Origin of the sequence: Salinicola halimionae, from assembly GCF_003206065.1 — a bacterium.
GTDB lineage: Bacteria > Pseudomonadota > Gammaproteobacteria > Pseudomonadales > Halomonadaceae > Salinicola > Salinicola halimionae.
On sequence record NZ_PZJQ01000005.1, the window covers coordinates 349047 to 372232 of the forward strand.

The 23186-nt window shown below is 60.8% G+C and carries 19 protein-coding genes; 17 read left to right on the forward strand and 2 right to left on the reverse strand.

Annotation, left to right across the window (positions count from 1 at the left end; genetic code table 11):
* Positions 1–200 precede the first annotated feature (200 nt).
* On the forward strand, positions 201–599 hold the full coding sequence (copM, locus tag DOM27_RS18230) for a CopM family metallochaperone (RefSeq protein WP_110656939.1): 399 nt from the start codon (positions 201–203) through the stop codon (positions 597–599).
* A 28-nt stretch (positions 600–627) separates the two neighbouring features.
* Here the strand turns inward: copM and DOM27_RS14505 are convergent, their stop codons facing one another.
* Both DOM27_RS14505 and map read right to left on the reverse strand, forming a co-directional pair.
* Positions 628–3303 (reverse strand): [protein-PII] uridylyltransferase, encoded by a 2676-nt coding sequence (locus tag DOM27_RS14505; RefSeq protein ID WP_110656942.1) that lies wholly within the window; start codon positions 3301–3303, stop codon positions 628–630.
* 39 nt (positions 3304–3342) lie between these two features.
* On the reverse strand, positions 3343–4134 hold the full coding sequence (gene map, locus DOM27_RS14510) for a type I methionyl aminopeptidase (RefSeq protein ID WP_110656944.1): 792 nt from the start codon (positions 4132–4134) through the stop codon (positions 3343–3345).
* 355 nt (positions 4135–4489) lie between these two features.
* Here map and rpsB point away from each other — a divergent pair, with 355 nt between their 5' ends.
* The 16 genes from rpsB (at position 4490) to dnaE (ending at position 23185) form a co-directional block, all read left to right on the forward strand.
* Positions 4490–5230, forward strand: coding sequence for a 30S ribosomal protein S2 (gene rpsB, locus DOM27_RS14515; RefSeq protein ID WP_110656947.1), 741 nt, complete (start codon positions 4490–4492; stop codon positions 5228–5230).
* Between the two features lie 184 nt (positions 5231–5414).
* The gene (tsf, locus tag DOM27_RS14520) at positions 5415–6284 is read left to right on the forward strand and encodes a translation elongation factor Ts (RefSeq protein WP_110656949.1); all 870 of its coding nucleotides are present in this window, start codon (positions 5415–5417) and stop codon (positions 6282–6284) included.
* A 161-nt stretch (positions 6285–6445) separates the two neighbouring features.
* On the forward strand, positions 6446–7201 hold the full coding sequence (gene pyrH, locus DOM27_RS14525) for a UMP kinase (RefSeq protein WP_110656951.1): 756 nt from the start codon (positions 6446–6448) through the stop codon (positions 7199–7201).
* Between the two features lie 10 nt (positions 7202–7211).
* Entirely contained in the window at positions 7212–7769 is a 558-nt protein-coding gene (gene frr, locus DOM27_RS14530) for a ribosome recycling factor (RefSeq protein WP_110656953.1), read from the forward strand.
* A 59-nt stretch (positions 7770–7828) separates the two neighbouring features.
* Positions 7829–8590, forward strand: a complete 762-nt coding sequence (gene uppS / locus DOM27_RS14535) for a polyprenyl diphosphate synthase (protein WP_110656955.1) — start codon at positions 7829–7831, stop codon at positions 8588–8590.
* Complete coding sequence (locus DOM27_RS14540; protein ID WP_110656957.1) at positions 8583–9383, forward strand: phosphatidate cytidylyltransferase; 801 nt, start codon at positions 8583–8585, stop codon at positions 9381–9383. The genes uppS and DOM27_RS14540 overlap by 8 nt, the downstream gene beginning before the upstream one ends.
* Before the next feature lie 7 nt (positions 9384–9390).
* Positions 9391–10599: a 1-deoxy-D-xylulose-5-phosphate reductoisomerase gene (gene ispC / locus DOM27_RS14545; protein WP_110656959.1), complete on the forward strand. Its 1209-nt coding sequence runs from the start codon at positions 9391–9393 to the stop codon at positions 10597–10599.
* Positions 10600–10613: 14 nt separating this feature from the next.
* Positions 10614–11969, forward strand: a complete 1356-nt coding sequence (gene rseP, locus DOM27_RS14550) for a sigma E protease regulator RseP (protein ID WP_110656961.1) — start codon at positions 10614–10616, stop codon at positions 11967–11969.
* A gap of 172 nt (positions 11970–12141) precedes the next feature.
* A complete protein-coding gene (gene bamA / locus DOM27_RS14555; RefSeq protein WP_245392737.1) occupies positions 12142–14478 on the forward strand; it encodes an outer membrane protein assembly factor BamA in 2337 nt (778 codons plus the stop codon).
* Positions 14479–14571: 93 nt separating this feature from the next.
* Positions 14572–15075 (forward strand): OmpH/Skp family outer membrane protein, encoded by a 504-nt coding sequence (locus DOM27_RS14560; protein ID WP_110656963.1) that lies wholly within the window; start codon positions 14572–14574, stop codon positions 15073–15075.
* A gap of 22 nt (positions 15076–15097) precedes the next feature.
* Complete coding sequence (gene lpxD / locus DOM27_RS14565) at positions 15098–16138, forward strand: UDP-3-O-(3-hydroxymyristoyl)glucosamine N-acyltransferase (protein ID WP_110656965.1); 1041 nt, start codon at positions 15098–15100, stop codon at positions 16136–16138.
* 202 nt (positions 16139–16340) lie between these two features.
* Positions 16341–16784, forward strand: a complete 444-nt coding sequence (gene fabZ, locus DOM27_RS14570; RefSeq protein ID WP_110656967.1) for a 3-hydroxyacyl-ACP dehydratase FabZ — start codon at positions 16341–16343, stop codon at positions 16782–16784.
* Positions 16781–17548 (forward strand): acyl-ACP--UDP-N-acetylglucosamine O-acyltransferase, encoded by a 768-nt coding sequence (gene lpxA, locus DOM27_RS14575; protein ID WP_110656969.1) that lies wholly within the window; start codon positions 16781–16783, stop codon positions 17546–17548. Before fabZ ends, lpxA begins: the two co-directional genes overlap by 4 nt.
* Positions 17549–17659: 111 nt before the next feature.
* Complete coding sequence (gene lpxB, locus DOM27_RS14580) at positions 17660–18826, forward strand: lipid-A-disaccharide synthase (protein WP_110656971.1); 1167 nt, start codon at positions 17660–17662, stop codon at positions 18824–18826.
* Positions 18827–18836: 10 nt separating this feature from the next.
* Entirely contained in the window at positions 18837–19460 is a 624-nt protein-coding gene (gene rnhB, locus DOM27_RS14585) for a ribonuclease HII (RefSeq protein WP_110656973.1), read from the forward strand.
* Between the two features lie 215 nt (positions 19461–19675).
* Entirely contained in the window at positions 19676–23185 is a 3510-nt protein-coding gene (dnaE, locus tag DOM27_RS14590) for a DNA polymerase III subunit alpha (RefSeq protein ID WP_110656975.1), read from the forward strand.
* The last annotated feature ends 1 nt before the right edge of the window (position 23186 follow it).

Genomic DNA, 23186 nt, shown 5'->3' on the forward strand with positions numbered 1-23186 from the left:
CGTTGTGCGCTTCTCAGAAAGCGGCCGATTATAGGCGCCTGCGGACGGGAGCTCAAAAAAGTCGTCGGTTCGACGCCCGGCAGGTCTGGCAGTATTCGGCTTGCCAGTGCAGGCGATGCGGTAGTCCAGCGCCGCAGGTTGCGCTTGACCTGGAGGCTACACCTTGGTGATAACGTCGGTTTTTTCTCGGGAGAGAACGGATGACAACTTCCAAACGTCTGATGGCGGGGATCGTAGGGTTTTCCGCGCTGGCTTTCGCCGCCAGTGGTTTTGCGCAGTCGGATAGCGACAGTCATGAAGGCCACCAGGCGCATTCAGCATCGAGTTCCCGGTCCGGTGATGCCGGCGATGCCTACCGTGAGGCGGCGAAGGCCATGCAGCACGACATGGATCTGGCGAATAGTGGCAATCCAGACGTCGATTTCGCTCAGGGTATGCTGGCTCATCACCAGGGCGCGGTCGCAATGGCCAAGGTTGAACTGGAGTATGGCAAGGACCCCGAGATGCGGGCGCTGGCTCGAAAGATCATTGCGGCCCAGCAGGCCGAGATAGAACAGATGCAGGCGTGGCTGAAAGCCAACCCTGCACCGGTCGATTGAGAGTATTTCGAGCTGGCTGGCCCCTGAGCTACACGTCGAGCACCTCGTACAGTCGCGCCCGCAGGCGTGCCTGAGCTTCCGGATCGGTCAGTGGTTGACCCCGTTTGTCGGTAATGAAGAATACGTCCTCGACGCGCTCGCCGAGCGTGGCGATCTTGGCCGTCGACAGCGCAATGTCCTGCTCCATGAAGATACGCCCGACGCGGGCCAGCAAGCCGGGACGGTCGGGCGCGATCAGTTCCAGCGAGGTGCGGGCGTTGGCCGGATCCTGCTCGATGATGACTTCGACAGGGACGCGGAAATGCTTGAGCTGGCGCGGGGTGTGGCGGCTGACGATCTGCGGATAGTCGTCCGGGTCGTCGAGTTCTTCCACCAGATGGCGTCGGATCGCCTCCAGGCGGGCGGGTTCGCGAATGGCCTCATCGTCATCGTCCAGCAGAATGAAGGTGTTGAGCGTCCAGTCGTCACTGGAGGTGGCGATACGGGCATCGTGGATCGACAGGCCCAACTGCTCGATGGCTGCCGCCGTGGCGGCAAACAAGTCATCGGCAGAGCGGGTATGGATGAACAGCTTGGTGCCGCCCTCGGTCATGTCCTCGCTGGGCGCGCTGACCAGAATCAATGGCAGATGGTCGTCGTGGTGGGCGAGGATGCCCTGAGTCTGCCAGGCGACTTCGCTGGGCGTGTATTGCAGGAAGTAGTCCTCACCGAAGGTTTGCCAGAGCTGGGCGACGCATGCCTCGTCGGCGCCGACCGCCCGCAGTAACCCCAGTGCTTCCTCGCGGGTTTCGCTGACCCAGCCCTGGCGATCGACGGTGTTGTCGAGACCACGGCGCAACACGCGCCGGGTCTCGGTGTAGAGCTGGCGCATCAGTGACGCACGCCAGCCGTTCCACAGCGTCGGATTGGTGGCGCTGATATCGGCGACGGTCAACACGTAGAGATAGTCGAGGTGGGTCTCGTCCCGCACCGTGCGGGCGAAACCGTGGATGACGTCCGGATCGGAGATATCCCGTTTCTGAGCCGTCTTCGACATCAGCAGATGATGTTCGACCAGCCACGCGACCAGGCGGGTGTCCCAGTTCGACAGCGCGTGGCGACGACAGAATTCGGCGGCATCGACCGCGCCGAGCTCGGAGTGATCACCGCCTCGCCCCTTGCCGATATCGTGGTAGAGCCCGGCGATCCACAGAAGCTCCAGCTTGGGCAGCTTCTGGATGACGTCGATGGCGACGGTGTATTCATCGGTGTCTCGCTCCTCACGGAAACGCTGAAGGAAGCTAAGAAGGCGCAACGTGTGTGCGTCAACGGTATAGATGTGGAAAAGATCATGCTGCATCAGGCCGACGGCTTCGCCGAACTCGGGAAGATACTTGCCCAGAACCCCGTACCGATTCATACGGGTCAGTTGGGTCGGAACATCGCCGCCGCTGCGCAGCAGCTCCATGAACAGGCTCTGATGACGCAGGTCATCACGGAACGTATCGTCGATCAGATGACGGTGATCGCGGATCTGGCGAATGGTGTCGGCCCGCACGCCTTCGATTTCCGGGTGCTGGGCCATCAACAGGAACAGCTCCAGCAGTGCGTCGGGTCGGTGCAGAAAGACATTGGGGTGGCGGTGCTGGATGTAGCCGCCTCGAATTTCGAAGCGCGTGTTGATCGGCTTGATCTCCAGCGATTCACCGGCGTGCAGGATCACCTCGTCGAAATGCTGCAGCAGCATATCGTTGAGTCCCGCCAGAGCGGTGACGTGCCGGTAGTAGGCTTTCATGAACTGCTCGACGGCAAGCCGCTGGGGAGTATCGACATAGCCGAATAGCTTGGCCAGAGCGCGCTGATGATCGAACAGCAGCCGGTCCTCGGCGCGACCGGCGATCATGTGCAGGCCGTAACGAACCTGCCACAGGAACGCCTGACCCTGGCTCAGAATCCTGAGTTCAGCATCGTTCATGAAGCCCTGTGCGACGACGTCTTCGTAGCGCAGCGGCCCGAAATGGCGCTTGGCGACCCAGCCGATCATCTGGATGTCGCGCAGTCCGCCCGGGGCGCTCTTGAGGTTGGGTTCCAGGTGGTATTCGGAATTGTTGTGCTTGTAGTGACGGGTGATCTGCTCCTGCCACTTGCCTTCGAAAAAAGTCGCCGATGACCACATTTGCTGCGTCGACAGCCGTTCTCTCATGGCTTCGCGCAGGCTTTCCGGGCCCGCGAGCGTCCGCGTTTCCAGCAGGTTGGTGATGACGGTGATGTCACCCCGTGCCTCGCGCTCGCAGTCGTCGAGCGAGCGCACGCTCTGGCCGACTTCGAGACCGATATCCCACAGGAAGGTGATGAAGCCGGTCAGCGATTCGCGGTAGGACGTATCGTCGTTCTGCCCCAGCAGCAACAGCAGATCGATATCGGAGTGAGGATGCAGCTCGCCACGACCGTAACCGCCCACGGCGAGCAGTGCGACGTTGGCGTCCGGCCAGTCGAAACGCTCCCAGGCGATTTCGAGCAGTCGATCCAGGCACCAGGCGCGACCGTAGACCAGGTCGCGCACATCAGCTCCGTTCCGGAAGCGTTCGTCCAGGCGCTCGCGGATCGTCCTGAGCGCCTGCTTGAACAGCGGGATCGATTGCCGCTCAAGCGCCAGCGTCTCGCGAAAGGCCGCTGCATCGAAAAGGGTCGTGTCCGGGTGAAAACGGTAGTGATGCAGCAGCATGCGGTGAGCGTCTCCGAGGGCGAGGCGGTGGCGGGGTGATCAAGCCTTCAGAAAGTTGAAGTCTTCGTCGGAACGAGCCGTCAGGACTTCCACTCCGGAGGCGGTAACCAGCAGGGTGTGCTCCCACTGCGCCGAAAGGCTCTTGTCCTTGGTCACCGCTGTCCAGCCATCCTTCAGCACCTTGGTGCGATAACCGCCGGCGTTGAGCATCGGCTCGATGGTCAGACACATGCCTTCGGCGAGTTCGGCATCGGCCTCTTCGGCGTAACCATCGTAGTGCAGCACCTGGGGCTCTTCGTGGAATCCGGCGCCGATCCCGTGGCCGCAGAAGTCCCGGACCACGGAGTAGCCGGCCTTCTCGGCGTGAGCCTGGATGACTCGGGCGATGGTCGACAGCCTGACCCCGGGACGGACCTCGGCGATACCTTTATACAAGCTCTCCTGGGTGACTCGGCTCAAGCGCTCGCCCTGAATGGTGTCGCCAACGACGAACATCATGCTGCTGTCACCGTGGTAACCGTCAGCGGTCTTCACGGTGATATCGATGTTCATGATATCGCCGTTCTTGAGCTTCTTGTCGAAATCGGGGATGCCGTGGCAGACGACGTGGTTGATCGAGGTGCAGATCGATCGGGGGAAGCCGTGGTAGTCGAGTGGCGCGGGGGTGGAACCGAGCTCCTTGACGATGAAGTCGTGGCACAGACGATCGAGCTCGCCGGTGGAGACGCCGGGTTGAACGTGTGGAATGATCATTTCGAACACTGCGGCGGCCTGATGGCCCGCTTCGCGCATCTTTTCGATTTCGTCAGGCGTCTTGCGTGGAATGTTCATGCGCTCTCGCAATGGGGGTCGATAGGAAAGATGAGGGATCGCGAAACAGGGTGGATGCCCACGCGGCTGCCGGGGTTTAGACGCCCGGTGGCTTCATCTTACGTGCGTTCTATGGTATAAATCCGCGCGCTTGACTGCAATTGCCCGTCTATCAGTCTCCGAGACGAGATGGTCAATATGGACTGCGACAGCATTTCATCGGCACGAGCGAGTAGCGACGACGGCATTCGAGTGAGTGTCGCGTCATAAAAAACACACACGCACCGGCACATGGTCCCGGGTGCCGCGCTGGCTTAGCCAGGCGGTCGGATCCATGGGGTGTGTGGAAGCCTAACCCGATTCTTCAGGAGTCATCATGGCACAAGTCAATATGCGTGACCTGCTCAAGGCAGGCGCACACTTCGGTCACCAGACCCGTTACTGGAACCCGAAGATGAGTCAGTACATCTTCGGCGCACGTAACAAGATCCACATCATCAACCTCGAGCACACGCTGCCTGCACTGCTGGAAGCGACCGGTGTCGTCGAGAAGATGGCTTCTTCCAGCAACAAGATCCTGTTCGTCGGTACCAAGCGTTCCGCCAGCAAGATCATCAAGACAGAAGCCAATCGTGTGGGTCAGCCGTTCGTCAACCATCGTTGGTTGGGCGGCATGTTGACCAACTTCAAGACCATCCGTCAGTCGATCAAGCGTCTGCGCGAGCTCGAGACCATGCGCGAAGATGGCACGTTCGAGAAGCTGACCAAGAAAGAAGTCTTGATGGCGACTCGCGAGCAGGACAAGCTCGAGCGTTCTATCGGCGGTATCAAGGACATGGGCGGCCTCCCGGACGCGCTGTTCGTGATCGACGTCGACCATGAGCGCATCGCGATCAACGAAGCCAACAAGCTGGGTATTCCGGTGATCGGTGTCGTTGATACCAACTCCAACCCGGACGGCGTCGATTACGTCATTCCGGGTAACGACGACTCCATTCGCGCCATCCAGATCTATGTGCAGGCCATCGCCGATGCCTGCGGCAAGGCAAAGGAAGGCAGCCCCGACGAATTCGTCGAGGTGAACGAGACGGATGAGACAAGCGACGCCGCCCAGTAATACGGGATAGAAACGGCATCGAGTCTGCGCCGCGCGTCCTCCTGCAGGGCGGTAATCGGTCTGCCGATATCGGTCAGGCCATTGGCGCAGACTACAGGGGGCTCGAGAGCCCCCTTTTTACACCCGCGGCGACGCACTAGTCGCGTCGTTGTTAGATGAAACCGCAATTCTCAGGGGTTAGAACATGGCAGCTATCAGCGCTTCTCTAGTCAAGGAACTGCGCGAGCGTACCGGTCTCGGGATGATGGAGTGCAAGAAAGCACTGACCGAAGCCGACGGTGACATCGAGCGCGCGATCGATGATCTGCGCAAGAATTCCGGTCTGAAGGCCGCCAAGAAGGCGGGCCGTATCGCTGCTGAAGGCGCGATCCTGACCCAGGTTGCCGAAGACGGCAGCTACGCCGCGATGCTGGAAGTCAACTCAGAGACTGACTTCGTGTCTCGCGACGACAACTTCAGAGGCTTTGCCACCAAGGTGCTGGCCAAGGTTTTCGAGACCAAGTCCGAAGACATTGCCGCGATCATGGATGGCGAGCTGGAAGACGCTCGCAACCAGTTGGTACAGAAGATCGGCGAAAACATCTCCGTGCGTCGTGCAGTCGTCGTCGATGCGCCGGAAGGCGGTGTCGTCGGTGGCTACGTCCATGGTGACCGTATCGGCGTTTTGACCGTGCTCAAGGGCGGCAACGCGGAAGTGGCCAAGGATATCTCCATGCACGTGGCCGCGATCAACCCGGTCGTCGCGCGTCCGGACGAGATGCCGCAGTCTCAGCTCGACAGCGAGAAAGCGATCATCCTGGCCCAGCCGGACATGGCCGGCAAGCCGGAGCAGATCGCCGAGAAGATGGTTCAGGGTCGACTCAAGAAATACCTGGCGGAAAACAGCTTGACCGAGCAGCCATTCGTCAAGGATCCGAACCAGACTGTCGCCGAGTATGCCAAGACGGCTAGCGGTGAAGTCGTCGGGTTCACGCGCTTCGAAGTCGGTGAAGGTATCGAGAAAGAGGAAGTCGACTTCGCCAAGGAAGTGATGGAACAGGCTCGCCGCAGCTGAGCTTCTTCAAGCAGTGCCCGGAGCGAGGGTGTCAGGTATTATCGCCTGGCCCCGGCTCCATCGATGGCGTGCGCGAGAGCGCACGCCATTGCGTATCCGGTAGATGAGAAGATCATCTGTCCGACCTGCCGAACCGACTCGTCATCCCAGGAGAGAGCGATATGACTGACGTCATCGACCGACCCACCAAGCCCAATGAGCGTAGCGACAAGTCGAAGTACAAGCGCATATTGCTGAAGTTGTCGGGTGAGGCGCTGACCGGAGAGCAGGAGTTCGGTATCGACCCCAAAGTGCTCGACCGCATGGCATTGGAAATCGGGCAGTTGGTGGGTATCGGTGTCCAGGTCGGTATCGTGGTCGGCGGTGGCAACCTGTTCCGCGGCGCGGCATTGCATGCGGCGGGCATGGACCGGGTTACCGGTGATCATATGGGTATGTTGGCCACGGTAATGAATGCGCTGGCGATGCGTGACGCTCTCGAGCGCTCCAATATCCGCTCGCGCGTGATGTCGGCGATCCCGATGAGTGGTGTCGTCGAGCACTATGACCGACGCTCCGCGATTCGTTATCTGACCTCCGGTGACGTGGTCATCTTCTCGGCGGGTACGGGTAACCCGTTTTTTACCACCGATTCGGCCGCTTGCCTGCGTGGCATCGAGATCGATGCCAACGTGGTGGTCAAGGCCACCAAGGTGGACGGTGTCTACGACAAGGATCCGGTCAAGCACCCGGATGCCGTCAAATATGAGCAGCTCAGCTACGATGACGTGCTGGATCAGAAGCTGGGGGTGATGGATTTGACCGCTATCTGTCTGGTGCGTGACCATGACATGCCGGTTCGTGTCTTCGACATGACCAAGCCTGGCGCCCTGTTGAATCTGGTGGTCGGTGGGCGAGAAGGCACGCTGATTGATTGAGGTTTAGGACATGATCGACGATATCAAGAAAGACGCTGGCGCGCGGATGCAGAAGAGTCTGGAGGCGCTCCAGAGCAATTTCCACAAGATCCGTACGGGGCGAGCACATCCGAGCATCCTCGACGCGGTCATGGTGGAGTATTACGGCAGCCACATGCCGATCAACCAGGTCGCCAATATCATCATCGAAGATGCGCGTACTCTGGCCGTAACGCCTTGGGAACGCTCGATGGTGGGGAAAGTCGAGAAGGCGATCATGACGGCGGACCTGGGGCTGAACCCCGCCACCGCCGGCACGGTGATTCGCGTACCGATGCCGCCGCTGACCGAGGAGACGCGTCGCCACTATATCAAGCAGGCACGTGCCGAGGCCGAGAACGCGCGCGTGGCGATCCGCAATGTTCGGCGTGATGCCAATGGCGATCTCAAGACGTTGCTCAAGGATAAAGAGATCACCGAGGACGATCAGCGTCACGGCGAAGAGGAAGTCCAGAAGTTGACCGATAAGCACGTCAGCGAAATCGATCGTCTTCTGGAAACCAAGGAACATGACCTGATGCAGGTGTGAGGTTCCGGGCGTCCCGGTTCGTTGCCGGGCGCCGCCAATCACTTGTCTTGCGAGCTATCATGACAGACATGCAGTCGCGTGACGCTCAGGCGATGCCGTCGGTTCCACGCCATGTGGCAATCATCATGGACGGCAACAACCGCTGGGCGCGCGCTCGGGGTCTTTCCAGTGCACAGGGACATCGTGCTGGTGTCGAATCGCTGCGCGCGGTCATCCGGCGTGCGGCAGAGCAGCGTATCGAGACCCTTACGCTATTCGCCTTTTCCAGCGAAAATTGGCGCCGGCCGTCGGCCGAAGTCGGGGCTCTGATGGAGCTTTTCATGCTGGTGCTCAAGCGCGAGGTCAGGAAGCTCCACGAGAACGGCATTCGGTTGACCATCATCGGTGATCGTCGGCGCTTTTCGTCATCCTTGCAGAAGCACATGAGCCGCGCCGAGGCGCTGACGCGCGACAATTTCGGGATGCACCTCGTGGTGGCTGCCAACTACGGCGGTCGCTGGGATATTGCGTCTGCGGCCCAGCGTCTGGCGCGCAAGGTCGCCGATGGCAGGATGAGCGCCGAAGCGATCGACGAGGCGGCCCTGGACCGGGAAGTGTGTCTGAGTCAGGAGCCGCCGATCGATCTCTGCATTCGTACCAGTGGGGAGCAACGAATCTCAAATTTTGTGCTATGGCAGCTGGCCTACGCGGAGTTCGTCTTCGCCCCTGAGCTGTGGCCCGACTTCAACGGTGCGGCGTTCGATGCCGCGCTCGAGACATATCAGCAGCGCCAGCGCCGATTCGGCATGAGCCAACAGCAAGCCGAGGTCCAAGGTGCTTAGACAGCGCATACTCACGGCGCTGGTTCTGGCCCCGCTGGCGCTGGCCGGTCTGTTCGGGCTTTCAGGCGGCAGCTTTGCGGCATTCACCGCCTTGGTCCTGTTGCTCGGTGCCTGGGAATGGGCTCGACTGGCCGGCTTCGATGACCATAAGTCCAGGCTGCTTTATACCGCCGGGTTGGGGCTGGTACTGCTGGTCGCCTGGTGGGCGGGCTGGATTTCGGCGCAATGGCCACTCTGGATCGCTGCCGCCGGCTGGCTGGCCAACGCCTGGTGGGTCTCACGCTATCCTCAAGCGAGCGATCAGTGGCAGCCGCCATGGCGGCGCTTGGCCATGGGTGGCTGGGTGCTGGTTCCTTGCTGGGTCGGGCTCTATCAGTTACGTCAGGACGGCAGCGAGTGGCTGCTGTTCGTGCTGCTGCTGGTCTGGGTCGCCGATATCGGCGCGTACTTTTCCGGACGTCGTTTCGGGCGTCGCAAGCTGGCGCCTCACGTCAGCCCGGGCAAGTCATGGGAAGGGGTCTACGGCGGCTGGGTTGCGGTTGCCGTCCTGGTCTTCCTGTATGCGCTATGGCTCTCGCTCGACCTTCATCAGACGCTGGGACTACTGATCGTCGCGCTGATCGTGGCGTTCATTTCCGTCGTCGGCGATCTGCTGGAAAGTATGCTCAAGCGCTTCCGGGGCTTGAAGGACTCCAGTCATCTGCTGCCGGGTCACGGTGGCATTCTCGATCGTATCGATAGCCTGACCGCTGCCGTTCCGCTCTTCGCACTGATTCGCCCCTGGCTGGGATAGCGTGCCGATGTCTTCATCTTCTCCGCAACAGGTCACGCTGCTGGGCGCGACGGGCTCCATCGGTCGCAGCACACTGGATGTGATCGCCCAACACTCCGCAAGCTATCGGCTTCATGCAGTGACGGCATACCGTTCGCGTGACGCACTGCTCGAAATCTGTCTCCAGCATGAACCCGCGAGAGCGGTGATCGGCACCGAGTCCGATGCCCAATGGCTGCGAACGCGACTTCGCGACGCAGGGCGTGGCCATGTCGATGTCAGTCATGGCGAGGCGGCGCTACTGGAAGTGTCGCGCGCAGCCGAAGTGGACGTCGTGATGGCGGCGATCATGGGGGCGGCGGGGCTGTTGCCGACGCTCGCGGCAGTGGAGGCGGGCAAGCGAGTGCTGCTGGCCAACAAGGAAGCGCTGGTGATGTCCGGCGGGCTGTTCATGGATGCGGTTTCGCGTCATGGAGCGACACTTTTGCCCATCGATTCGGAACATAATGCCATCTATCAGTGTCTTCCTATGCAGCGTGCTGGTCGGCATCGCGAGTTGATCCGTGATGGCGTGTCGCGGTTGCTGCTGACGGCATCGGGAGGACCGTTTCGAAACTGGTCGCTGGAGGCGCTGGCGAACGTCACTCCAGATCAGGCGTGCGCGCATCCCAACTGGTCGATGGGCCGCAAGATTTCCGTCGATAGCGCCACCATGATGAACAAGGGGCTCGAGCTGATCGAGGCATGTTGGCTGTTTGATACGGCGCCTGCGCAGGTCGAGGTGGTAGTGCACCCGCAGAGTATCGTGCATTCGATGGTCGGGTACGCCGATGGTTCGGTGCTGGCGCAGATGGGCAATCCCGACATGCGCACGCCGATCGCCTACGGTCTGGCTTGGCCTTCTAGAGTCGATGCGGGAGTCGAGCCGCTGGATCTGTTCGTGATATCGCGCCTCGATTTCGAGGCCCCGGACGATGTTCGTTTCCCCTGTCTGCGGCTGGCTCGTGAGGCGATGGAAGCTGGTGGCACCGCGCCGGCGAGTCTCAACGCGGCCAACGAGGTGGCGGTACAGGCGTTTCTCGACGGAAAGCTTTCTTTTCTCGGGATCGCTCGGCTGGTGAGCGCCACCTTGCAAGCGACCGAGGTGTGCGCGGCGGATTCGCTCGACGTGGTATTGTGCGAGGATGCTCGGGCGCGGCAATTGGCCGAACGCCTGTTGCATCAACGGTCTTTCTAGAGGGGGCGGGCGTGATGGATGCGATCCAGAACGTGCTGGCGGTCATTGTCGTACTCGGCCTGCTGATCACGTTTCACGAGTTCGGACACTTCTGGGTGGCCCGACGCTGCGGGGTCAAGGTACTGCGCTTCTCGGTAGGATTCGGCAAGCCGCTGTGGTCGCGATTCGATCGCCAAGGCACGGAATTCGCCATTGCCGCAATCCCTCTTGGCGGCTACGTCAAGATGCTCGATGAGCGCGAAGGACCGGTCGCACCGCAGGAGCTGGACCGAGCGTTCAATCGCAAGAGCGTGTGGGCTCGGATCGCGATCGTGGCGGCAGGGCCCGTCGCCAATTTGTTGCTGGCGCTGGTCGCCTACTGGGCGCTATTCGTTTACGGCTCGACCACGGTGGCACCGGTCATCGGTGACGTGGCTACGAATTCGCTCGCCGCGCAGGGCGGTTTGCGCAGCGGTCAGGAAATCGTCAGCATCGAAGGGCGAGAGACGCCGTCATGGAATGAGGTCAATCTGCAGCTGATCTCGGCGATCGGTGCCAACGGCGAACTGCGCTTCACGACTCGAGATCCTGCGGGTGGCGCGACTCGGACGCACGACGTGCCGGTGCGGCAGTGGCTGGTGCGCCAGGATCCGCCGGAGCCAATGTCCTCATTGGGTATCACGCCATGGCGTCCCGATGTCCCGGCGGTACTGGGTCGCGTGCTCGAGGATGGCCCGGCGAGCCGCGCCGGGCTGCAGGCGGGGGATAAGGTCGTGAGCGTCGATGGCAAGCCGGTCGATGACTGGGTCGCGTTCGTCGATGTCGTCCGCAGCCATCCCGGCGTCGATCTTTCCCTGTCGGTCGAGCGGGAAGGTGTGGTTCGCAGCGTATCGCTCACGCCCGAATCGAGGAAGGCGGAGGACGGCGAGAGCATCGGTTACGTCGGTGCTGCCTCACGGACGGTCGAGTGGCCGGAGTCCTACCGCCGCGAAATTCGCTATGGGCCGGTCGCGGCGATAGGTCAGGCGCTGAGCAAGACGGGTGAAATGACCTGGCTGACCGCCGACTCGATTCGCAAGATGATCGTGGGCTGGATCTCGCCCTCGAATCTGTCGGGGCCAATCACCATTGCCCGTATCGCGGGTGACTCGGCGCGCAGCGGCGTCGAGACCTTCGTCGGTTTTCTGGCCTATCTGTCGATCAGTCTGGGCGTGCTCAACCTGCTGCCGATCCCGGTGCTCGACGGCGGCCATCTGGTCTACTATCTGATCGAGCTGATTCGAGGTAAACCGGTGTCGGAAACGGCGCAAGCCATGGGCCTGCGCTTCGGTGTCGCTCTGGTGGGATGTCTGATGGTGATGGCGCTCTATTTTGATTTGATGCGGCTTTAGTGACAGGCCTGTAACGCGACGCTGGCATGGCGAGCCGTCAGCAGTCGGCGCCGCAATGGTGGCGCATGGAAAGACCCCAGGCATGGCAAGCGATGAGCTTGTCAGTCGTAGGGAGAAATGTATAAGGTGCCTGTTCGATACGCGGGCGGACCCCACAGAAGCGACTGATTGAATGAAACTCAAGACCATCGGATTGGCAGGACTACTGCTGGCCAGCTCTCCCGTTGCGCTGGCAGCACCTTTTGAGATTTCGGATATTCGTGTAGAGGGGCTGCAGCGCGTCTCGGCCGCATCCGTTTTCAACGCTTTCCCCGTCAGTGCGGATCAGACGGTAGACGATCAGCAGCTGGGCCAAGCGGCACAGAAACTGTTCGATACCGGATTGTTCGATGACATTCGTCTCTCCCGTGATGACGATGTATTGATCGTTAACGTGGTCGAGCGGCCGTCCATTGCCGAGATCAACATCGACGGCAACTCCCAGATATCAGACGACGATCTGCGCAAAGGACTGACCGACGCCGGCCTGGCCGAAGGCCAGGTGTTGCAGCGGTCGACGCTGGAGGAGATGCAGCGTGAGCTGGAGCGCCTGTATCAGTCTCAGGGGCGTTACAGCTCGAACATCAAGACCTCGGTCGAGCAACTGGAGCGCAACCGCGTCCGTGTCAACATCAATATCAACGAAGGGGAAGTGGCGAAGATTCGCCAGATCAACGTCGTCGGCAATGAGGCTTATGACGACGGCACCCTGAGCGATCTGTTCCAGCTCGAGGACAAGCCCGGCTGGTTCTTCGGCTGGTTCTCCGACGACGAATACTCTCGCGAAGCGCTCTCCGGCGATCTGGAAACGCTGCGTTCCTGGTATCTCGATCGCGGCTACGTCAACTTCGCCATCACCTCGACCCAGGTGTCGATCAGCCCGGACAAGTCACGAATCTTCGTCACCATCAATGTCGACGAGGGCAAGCGCTACAAGCTCGACAAGATCAATTTTGCCGGCGATCTGAAAATCGACGATGCGACCGCGCGTTCGTTGGTGACGGCCAAGTCGGGTGAGTATTTCTCTCAGAGCAAGCTGACCGAATCATCGGAGGCGCTACGTCAGAAACTGGGGGCCGAAGGTTTCGCCTTTGCCGACATCCAGGCGGTGCCCACCGTCAACGACGCTGGCGATACCGTCGATATCACCTTCCGCGTCGATCCGGGCCGTCGTGCCTACGTGCGCCGGATCAACTTCGAAGGTAATACCACGACCCAGGACGAGGTACTGCGCCGCGAGATGGTGCAAATGGAGGGCGCGCCGGCTTCCACCGATCAGATTTCCCAGTCGCGTCAGCGTCTCGAACGACTCGGTTTCTTCAAGCAGGTCGATGTCGACACCCGTCCGGTAGCCGGCGAGCCTGATCAGCTGGACGTGACCTACAACGTTCAGGAACAGCCGTCGGGGTCGATCTCGGCAAGCGTCGGGTTCTCGCAGACAGCCGGCGTGATCTACGGCGCGGCGCTGTCACAGAGCAACTTCCTGGGCACGGGCAACCGCGTCAATATCGGCGCGCAGAAGAGTGATACGTTCACCAATATCAACTTTGGTTTCACCGATCCGTACTGGACGCTCGACGGTATCTCGCGCGGTTATAACGTCTTCTATCGCGAGACCGATTACGAAGACTCCGATATCTCGACCTACTCGACCGACTCCTACGGCGGCAACATCAACTTCGGTTATCCGATCAACGATCTGTCACGCCTGAATTTCGGTGTCGGCCTCGAGAATCTGTCAATCGATACCTACGACGATACACCGGCGGAGATCGTCCAGTACACCGACGATCAGGGCGAGGACTTCTTCAACTATAAAGTGACGGCCAGCTGGACCCGGAACGATCTGAACCGCGGTATCATGCCGACGGCCGGCAGCTACCAGCGCGTGTCGCTGGAGGCCGCTGTCCCTGGCTCTGATGCCGACTACTACAAGCTGCGTTACCGTGGGCAAAAGTTGTTCGAACTCAATCCCGACTGGTCGCTCAAGTTCAGTTCCAACCTCGGTTACGCCGATACGCTAGGCTCTAACGATCCCTATCCGTTCTACGAGAACTTCTACTCGGGCGGTCTGGGCTCGGTACGTGGCTACACGGGTAACACCCTGGGGCCAAAGACTACCAAGCGCGGCGACGGCGACGACGATACCCTGGGCGGTAACGTGCTGGTCGAAGGATCCGCGGAGCTGATCTACCCGTTCCCGTGGGTCGAGGATCGCCGTTCGCTACAGACCAGCATCTTCCTCGATGGCGGTAATACTTTCCTGACCGATTGCTACGATGTCCCTGACGACTTCACTTCGAGCTGTAACAGTGGTGTCAATCTCGATGATCTGCGCTATAGCGTGGGTCTGGGGCTTTCCTGGCTGACGCCGGTAGGGCCGTTGACGTTCAGCGTGGCCAAGCCGCTGAACGACAAGGAAGGCGACGATCCTCAGGTCTTCCAGTTCTCGCTGGGACAGACCTTCTAGCATCAGCGCACGGGATCACGGCACCCTGGGGGTGCCGTGAATTCGATCCCGATGATTTCACCAGCAATCAGATTTATTTCAAGGAGATGCCGTATGCGCAAGATCGCAGGAGTTCTCGGACTCGGTTTGTTGACCATGGTCTCCGTGCCAGCCATGGCCACGGAAGTAGGTGTGCTCGATTGGCGTGAAGCGTTGATGTCCTCCAATTCCGCTCAGGCATCGATGAATCAGTTGAAGAACCGTATCAGCGCACAGCAGCAGCAGGCGAAGTCGCTGAGTCAGCAGCTTCAGCAGCTTCAGCAGCGGCTGCAGAAAGACGGTGATGTGATGTCCGAATCCGAGCGCAACTCGGTGACACAGCAGTTGCGCGAGAAGGGCGGAAAGTTTCAGCAACTGCGTGGCCAGATCTCTCAGGCACAGCAGCAGGCCGAGCAACAGTATCTGAAAAGTGCCAAGCCCCAGCTCGATCAGGCGATTCAGCGCGTTGTCGACGAGCATGACCTCGACATGGTCGTTGACCGTGATGCCGTGGTCTATTCGGGTGACAGCCTCGATATCACCGATGAAGTGACGAAGATATTCAACTCGCTCAAATAATGGTTCAACCCGGCGCCCGTTCATGAACAGAGATGCTGCTACCTCCTACACGCTCGGTGAACTCGCCGAGCGTATAGATGCACGCGTGGTCGGTGATGCTGACGTGCGTGTCAGCGGACTGTCGACGCTGACCGACGCCGGCCCGACGGATTTGGCGTTTCTCGCCAACCGGGCTTACCTGAAGTATCTAGCCGAGACTCATGCGGCTGCCGTTCTGGTGCATCCCGCGCATGGCGAAAGTTGCCCCTGTCCGCGGCTGGAGCTGGATAACCCTTACCTGGGTTATGCCAAGCTTTCGCGGCTGTTCGACCCGTTGATCAATCAGCCCTCACGTGGGGTGCATCCGACGGCGTCGGTATCGACGACAGCGGTCATCGGAGAGCGAGTCGAGATCGGCGCCTACTGTGTCATCGAGGACGGTGTCGAGGTTGCCGACGACTGTGTCGTTGGAGCGGGGTCTTTCGTCGGTGCCGATACGCTGATCGGCAAAGGGTCTCGACTGCACGCCAACGTCACGCTTTACCACGGCGTGGTCATCGGTGAACGTGCCATCCTTCACAGTGGCTGCGTCATCGGGGGGGACGGGTTCGGTTTCGCCCACGATGGCAAGCAGTGGGAAAAAATCGCGCAGTTGGGTGGCGTTACCCTGGGCGACGATGTCGAGGTCGGCAGCTGTTCCAGCATCGACCGTGGTGCGCTGGGCGACACCTTGATCGGCAATGGGGTCAAGATCGACTCCCAGGTGCAGATCGCCCATAACGTGCAGATCGGAGATCATAGCGCGTTGGCGGGTTGCGTCGGTATTGCGGGGTCTACCAAGGTGGGCCGCCACTGCCTGCTAGGCGGCGGCGTCGGTCTTTCCGGGCATCTTACTCTGACCGACGGCGTGCAGGTGACCGGCATGAGTCTGGTGACGAACTCGATTCTCGAGTCCGGTGTTTACTCTTCCGGCACCGGTTCGATGTCGAATAGTCAGTGGCGAAGGAACGCGGTACGCTTCAAACAACTCGATGAGATCGCCAAGCGGCTGACGCGGCTCGAGCGCGATATCCGCGACGCTTGAGAGCTTGGGCCACTCTCTTGGCAATCCGGGCCCGGCGCCCGGAAGGCTGGTAGTCGCTAGGTGCGCCTGTATAATGCCCGCCCACACGGGTCACCGCTTTTTCTGCCCGGTGCCTGCCCTTGGCCAAAGCCCTGCCATTGGTCAACGTTCTGCCCTTGTCAAAGTATAGGGCAGGCATTTCGTTATTCTAGAGGTCGTATTGATGATAATGGACATCAACCAGGTTCGTGAGTATCTACCGCATCGTTATCCGTTTTTACTGGTAGATCGCGTGATGGAAATCACGCAGGGCGAGTCGATCGTCGCGCTCAAGAACGTTAGCATCAATGAGCCCTTTTTCAACGGCCATTTTCCGCACCACCCGATCATGCCCGGCGTGTTGATCATTGAGGCACTGGCTCAGGCCTGCGGTATTCTCGGCTTCAAGACCGTCAACAAGATGCCGGCGGATGGCTATGTCTACTATCTGGTCGGTAGCGACAACGTACGCTTCAAACGCCCGGTCATGCCAGGCGATCAGCTACGACTCGAAGCCAATGTCATCAAGGGCAAACGCGGTATCTGGAAGTTTGCCTGCCGCGCCACTGTCGGCGGCGAGCTGGCCTGTGAAGCTGAAATCATCTGTGCCGAGAGGAAAATCGCTTGATTCATCCTACCGCCATCATCGACCCTTCCGCCCGACTGGCCGATGACGTCGAAGTCGGCCCTTATAGCGTGATCGGACCCGACGTCGACATCGGCGCGGGGTGCGTGATCGGTCCGCACGTGGTGATCAAGGGGCCCACACGACTCGGCAAGCGCAACCGGATATTCCAGTTCGCATCGGTCGGGGAAGATTGTCAGGACAAGAAGTACGCTGGCGAGCCGACGCGCCTCGAGATGGGTGACGACAACGTCGTACGCGAGAGCGTGACCATCCATCGCGGCACGGTCCAGGGCCACAACGTGACCACCATCGGTCATCGCAATCTGTTCATGGCCTATTCCCACGTGGGTCACGACTGCCTGATCGGCAACGATTGCATCCTCGCCAATCAGGCGACGCTGGCTGGCCACGTGACGCTGGGTGATTTTGCCATCATCGGTGGGTTGTCGGCGATCCATCAGTTCGCCCATATGGGTGAACATGCCATGGTTGGAGGTTGCTCGGCCATCACCAAGGACATCCCGGCTTTCGTCATGGTCAATGGCAACCCTGCCGCTGCCCACGGTTTGAACTCGATTGGACTCAAGCGTCGTGGTTTTTCGGCCGAGGCCATCAAGGCGTTGGGTGAAGCCTATCGCCTGGTTTACCGCAAGGGATTGACGACAGAGCAGGCCATTAGCGAAATCGAGAGTCGCTTTTCACTCGAGGAGACGCAGCGTTTCGTCGACTCCCTGAAAGTCTCCGAGCGTGGCATCACTCGCTAAACGCTATCCGGCCTGGGTTTATCCAGGCGGGCTTGTTTAGCCTGGTTCTACTTCGCCAAGCCCATTTACCAAGCCCTATTTAGCCAGGTCTTATCGGACAGGAGACGGCGCATGCGCGTCTATCTCATAGCGGGAGAGCTGTCGGGGGATATCTTGGGCGCTGGCTTGATGCAGGCGCTCAAGCACCGCCATGCTGATATCGAGTTCCGCGGCATCGGCGGCCCTCGTATGCGGGCCCAAGGCCTCGATTCGCTCTATCCGTTGGAAACGTTGTCGGTCATGGGCTTTGTCGAGGTGTTGAAGCACCTGCCGCGTTTGATCAAGGTGCGACGTCATCTCAAGCGCGACGCGCTGGCCTGGCAGCCCGACATCATGGTGGGCATCGATTCACCGGACTTCAATATTGGTCTCGAGCGCCAGCTGCGCGAGCAGGGTATCCGTACCGCGCACTACGTCAGCCCGTCGGTATGGGCGTGGCGACAGGGCCGAGTGAAAACGATCGCCAAGGCGGTCGACGGAATGTTGACCTTCCTGCCGTTCGAAGCGGATTTCTATGCCGAACATCGGGTGCCGGTCGCCTACGTCGGTCATCCGCTGGCCGACGAACTGCCGCTGGTCAATGATCGAGCGTTGGCTCGCAATGAGCTTGGGCTTGCCATCGGGGTGCCGACATTGGCGGTGCTGCCTGGCTCGCGCAGCAACGAGATCCGCTTTCAGGGGGAGATGTTCCTGCGGGCGGCATCCGCGCTGCGCCAGCATCTTGGTGCGCTGCAGGTGGCGATCCCTGCGGCATCACCGGAGCGGCGTCGCGAGCTCGAGGCGTTGCTCGTGGAGTTCCCGGACCTTGCCGCCAACACGGTCATCGTCGAGGGCCGCTCGCGCGAAGTGATGACGGCCGCCGATGCGGTGCTGCTGACCTCCGGTACCGCGACTCTGGAAGCCATGCTCTGCCATCGGCCTATGGTAGTCGCCTATTGCATGGCGCCAGCGACCTACTGGCTCGCACAGCGGCTGGTCAAGACGCGCTGGATTGCGCTGCCGAATCTGATCGCCCAGGAAACGCTGGTGCCGGAGCTGGTCCAGGAGGCGGTGACTCCCGAATCGCTGGTCGAGACATTGATGCCGTGGTTCGAGGACGAGCAGGCGCGCTTGGCGCTCGAGCAGCGCTTCGCGGCACTGCATGCCGAGCTTCAGCGGGGTGCCAGCGAGCGAGCTGCCACAGCCATTAGCACGCTGGTCGAGCATGGGACGCTGAATTCCGAAATCGGAAGCGTTTGACGAGGAAATCATGTCATTGAAATCTTCGATATCCGCTTGGCCGGACATTATCATCGAGTATGATGGTCATCTGCTTGCCGGTGTCGACGAGGTTGGGCGAGGGCCGCTGATCGGATCTGTGGTGGCCGCAGCGGTGATTCTCGATCCCGACCGTCCGATCGACGGGCTGACGGATTCCAAATGCCTGAGTGCAGCGCGCCGCGAGGCGTTCGACCTGCAAATCCGCGAGTGCGCGCTGGCATTCGCGATTGGTCAGGCTTCGCCACGGGAAATCGACTCGCTCAACATCTATCACGCGACGCATCTAGCCATGCGACGCGCGATCGATTCACTGCCGATGGCCGCCGAGTACCTGCTGGTCGATGGTAATCGTCTGCCCGGTCATGCCTGCCCGGGGCAGGCCGTCGTCAAGGGCGATCTGCGCCACCCCGCGATCAGCGCGGCTTCGATTCTGGCCAAGGTGGCGCGGGATGCTCAGATGGTCGAGCTGGACGCGCGCTATCCGGGTTATGGCTTCTGCCGTCACAAGGGCTACCCGACGCCGGAGCATCTCGACGCGCTGGCGCGGCTCGGGCCACTGACGGAGCATCGCTGCTCCTTTGCGCCGGTTCGCGAACGACTGATGCCGGTATGAGCGGGCGGGCCTGATAGGATCGTTCTGGTCGATTCGCGCCGACCGATTCGCAACTCAAATACGCCCCATCGCCCATTGTGGCTCGTGTGACGTTTAGGCATGCTGATTTTCACGAATCGCCGGTCGCTGTCATTATCTTCCTGCCGGTGACCGCGAGCACCCCGGGATTTTGTGCCCAACGTCTGATTTCATTCGCCGCCTGACTCGAGTTCGTCATGACAACACCCTTCGTTCACCTTCGTGTCCACAGCGAATACTCTCTGGTCGACGGTCTGGTTCGCCTCAAGCCGCTGATCAAGGCAACGGCCGAAGCCGGCATGCCGGCGGTAGCCGTGACCGACGACACCAACCTGTTCGGACTGGTCAAGGTCTACAAGGCAGCTCAGGGCGCCGGGCTCAAGCCAATCATCGGTGCCGATCTTTGGCTGCACAACGCTCACGACGAGAGCCATCCCTATCGTCTGACCCTGCTGGCGATGAGCGATACCGGCTACCGTAATCTGACCGAATTGATTTCGCGGGCCTGGACCGAGGGTCAGCGGCAGAACATGGCGATCCTCGACAAGACCTGGGTGTTCGAGCAGAGCGAGGGGTTGATCGCCCTTTCCGGCGCTCGTGAAGGCGAAATCGGGCGTTTTCTGATTGCCGAGCATATCGACACCGCGCGCCAGCTGCTGGAAGAGTGGCGCCAGCATTTTCCGGGACGCTTTTATCTGGAGTTGCAGCGCACCGGCCGGCAGTACGACGAGGAGTGCGTGCACCATTCGGTCAGGCTGGCGAGCGAGAGCGGTACACCGGTGGTGGCGACCAACGACGTACGCTTTCTCCAGCGTGAGGACTACTGGGCCCACGAGACGCGCGTCTCGATCGGCGAAGGAAAGGCGTTGGAGGACCCCCGGCGCGAGCGACGCTATAGCGAAGAGCAGTATCTCAAGACCCCCGAAGAGATGGCCGAGCTTTTCGCCGACGTGCCCGAGGCGCTCGAAAACAGTGTCATGATCGCGGCGCGCTGTAGCGCCAGTGTGCGTCTGGGCGAGATATTCCTGCCTGAATATCCGATCCCCGAAGGGCTGACCCAGGACGAATTCTTCCGCAAGATATCCCATGACGGCCTCACCGACCGCTTGAACAAGCTATTCGAGGGCGATCCGCCGATCTACCCGGGACGGTCGCTGGCCGAGCACGAGCCCGCCTACCGCGAGCGGCTCGATTTCGAGCTCGATATCATCCTCAAGATGGGGTTCCCCGGTTACTTCCTGATCGTGATGGACTTCATCCAGTGGGCCAAGGACAACGATATTCCGGTCGGTCCGGGGCGAGGGTCCGGCGCAGGCTCGCTGGTCGCCTACGTGCTCAAGATCACCGATCTCGATCCGTTGGAATACGACCTGCTGTTCGAACGTTTCCTCAATCCGGAACGTGTCTCCATGCCCGACTTCGACGTCGATTTCTGCATGGAAAAACGCGACCGGGTCATCGATTACGTCGCCGATCGCTACGGCCGTAATGCGGTCTCGCAGATCGTCACCTTCGGCACCATGGCCGCCAAGGCGGTAGTGCGGGATGTGGCGCGTGCCCAGGGCAAGCCTTACTCGATGGGCGACAAGCTCTCCAAGTTGATTCCATTCGAGGTCGGCATGACCTTGGCCAAGGCGATCGAGCAGGAGCCGCAGCTCAAGGAGTATCTCGAGTACGACGAGGAGGCCGCCGAGATCTGGGAGATGGCGCTCAAGCTCGAGGGGATCACTCGCGGTACCGGCAAGCACGCTGGTGGCGTGGTGATCGCGCCGACCAAGTTGACCGATTTCTCGCCGCTGCTGTGCGACGAGGACGGCTCTGGCTTGATGGTGCAGTTCGACAAGAACGACGTCGAGGATGCCGGGCTGGTCAAGTTCGACTTTCTCGGTCTGCGCACGCTGACCATCATCGACTGGGCGCTGGAGATGGTCGATGTGGTGCGTGCCCGCGACAATGTCGGTCCGCTCGATATCAGCACCATCCCGCTGGATGACAAGCCGACCTTCGACATGCTCAAGAAGGCGGAAACCACGGCGGTATTTCAGCTCGAGTCGCGCGGTATGAAAGAGCTTATCAAGCGCCTGCTACCCGATTCGCTGGAGGACATGATCGCGCTGGTCGCGCTGTTCCGTCCCGGTCCGTTGCAGTCGGGCATGGTCGACGACTTCATCAACCGTAAACACGGCCGAGCCGCCATCGCCTATCCCAGCGCCGACTATCAGCATGAGCTGCTCAAGCCGGTGCTGGAGCCGACCTACGGCATCATCCTGTATCAGGAACAGGTGATGCAGATTGCGCAGGTGCTGGCCGGCTACACCCTGGGGCAGGCCGACATGCTGCGTCGCGCCATGGGCAAGAAGAAGCCCGAAGAGATGGCCAAACAGCGCCAGGGCTTCATGGATGGCTGTGCCGACAAGGGGATCGACAAGAATCTTGCCGGCAACATCTTCGACCTGGTGGAGAAGTTTGCCGGTTACGGGTTCAACAAGTCACACTCGGCGGCTTACGGCCTGGTTTCCTACCAGACTGCGTGGCTCAAGGCGCATTATCCGGCACCATTCATGGCGGCGGTGCTCTCCACCGAGATGGACAACCTCGACAAGGTCGTGCCGCTGATCGAGGAGTGCCGCCACCTTGGGCTCACGGTGACGCCGCCGAATGTCAACGTCGGTGCCTACAAGTTCACCGTCGACGAGGACGGGCAGGTCGTCTACGGGCTCGGCGCGATTCGTGGCGTCGGCGAGGGGCCGATCGGCGCCATCGTCGAAGCGCGCGAGGCGGGCGGGGAGTTCACGGACCTGTTCGACTTCTGCCGTCGCATCGACGGCAAGCGCATGAATAAGCGAACCCTCGAGGCGTTGATTCGTTCCGGTGCGGTGGACACGCTGGGGCCCTCTCGCGCGGTGCTGGCAGCTTCGCTCGAGGCCGCGATCAAGGCCGCCTCGCAGAATCAGACCAACCAGAACCTGGGCATGATAGACATGTTCGGTGAGGCCTTTGCCGACGCGGACGACAGCGCCGATATCTACGCCGACTATCGCCATGCCCGCGACTGGAGCGACAAGGAGCGCCTGGCGGGCGAGAAGGATACGCTCGGTCTCTATCTCACTGGACATCCGATCGACGAATACGAGCACGAGCTCAAGCGCTTCGTGGCGACCCGAATCGTCGATCTCAAACCGTCCCGCGAGCCGCAGCGTGTCGCCGGCCTGGTTGTCGCAATGCGCACCATGAAATCGAAGCGTGGCGATACCATGGCGTTTCTCACGCTGGATGATCGCACCGGACGGATCGAGGCGTCGCTGTTCGGGGAGCTTTACGATCAGGTTCGCGGGCAGTTGACCGCGGAGCAGGTGCTGATCGTCGAGGGGGAGGTTTCCAGCGACGACTACTCCGGTGGTCTACGTCTGCGCAGCAAGGACATCACCTTGATGGCCGATGCCCGTGCCCGCTTTGGCGAGGCGGTGGAACTGTCCGTCGATGGTGCCCAGCTCAATGGCCGGTTTTCTCGATCGCTGCACGACAGTCTTTCCCCATGGCTGAGCGACACCGGCCTGCCGGTGCGAGTTCGCTATCGCAACGCCAGCGCCAGCGGCTGTTTCGAGTTGGCGCCATCCTGGAAAGTTTCACCCAGCGATGAATTGATGACCGCGCTTCGCGGGGTCGAAGGTTACGAGCAGGTGGCGCTTCGTTACCGCGGCGGCTAAC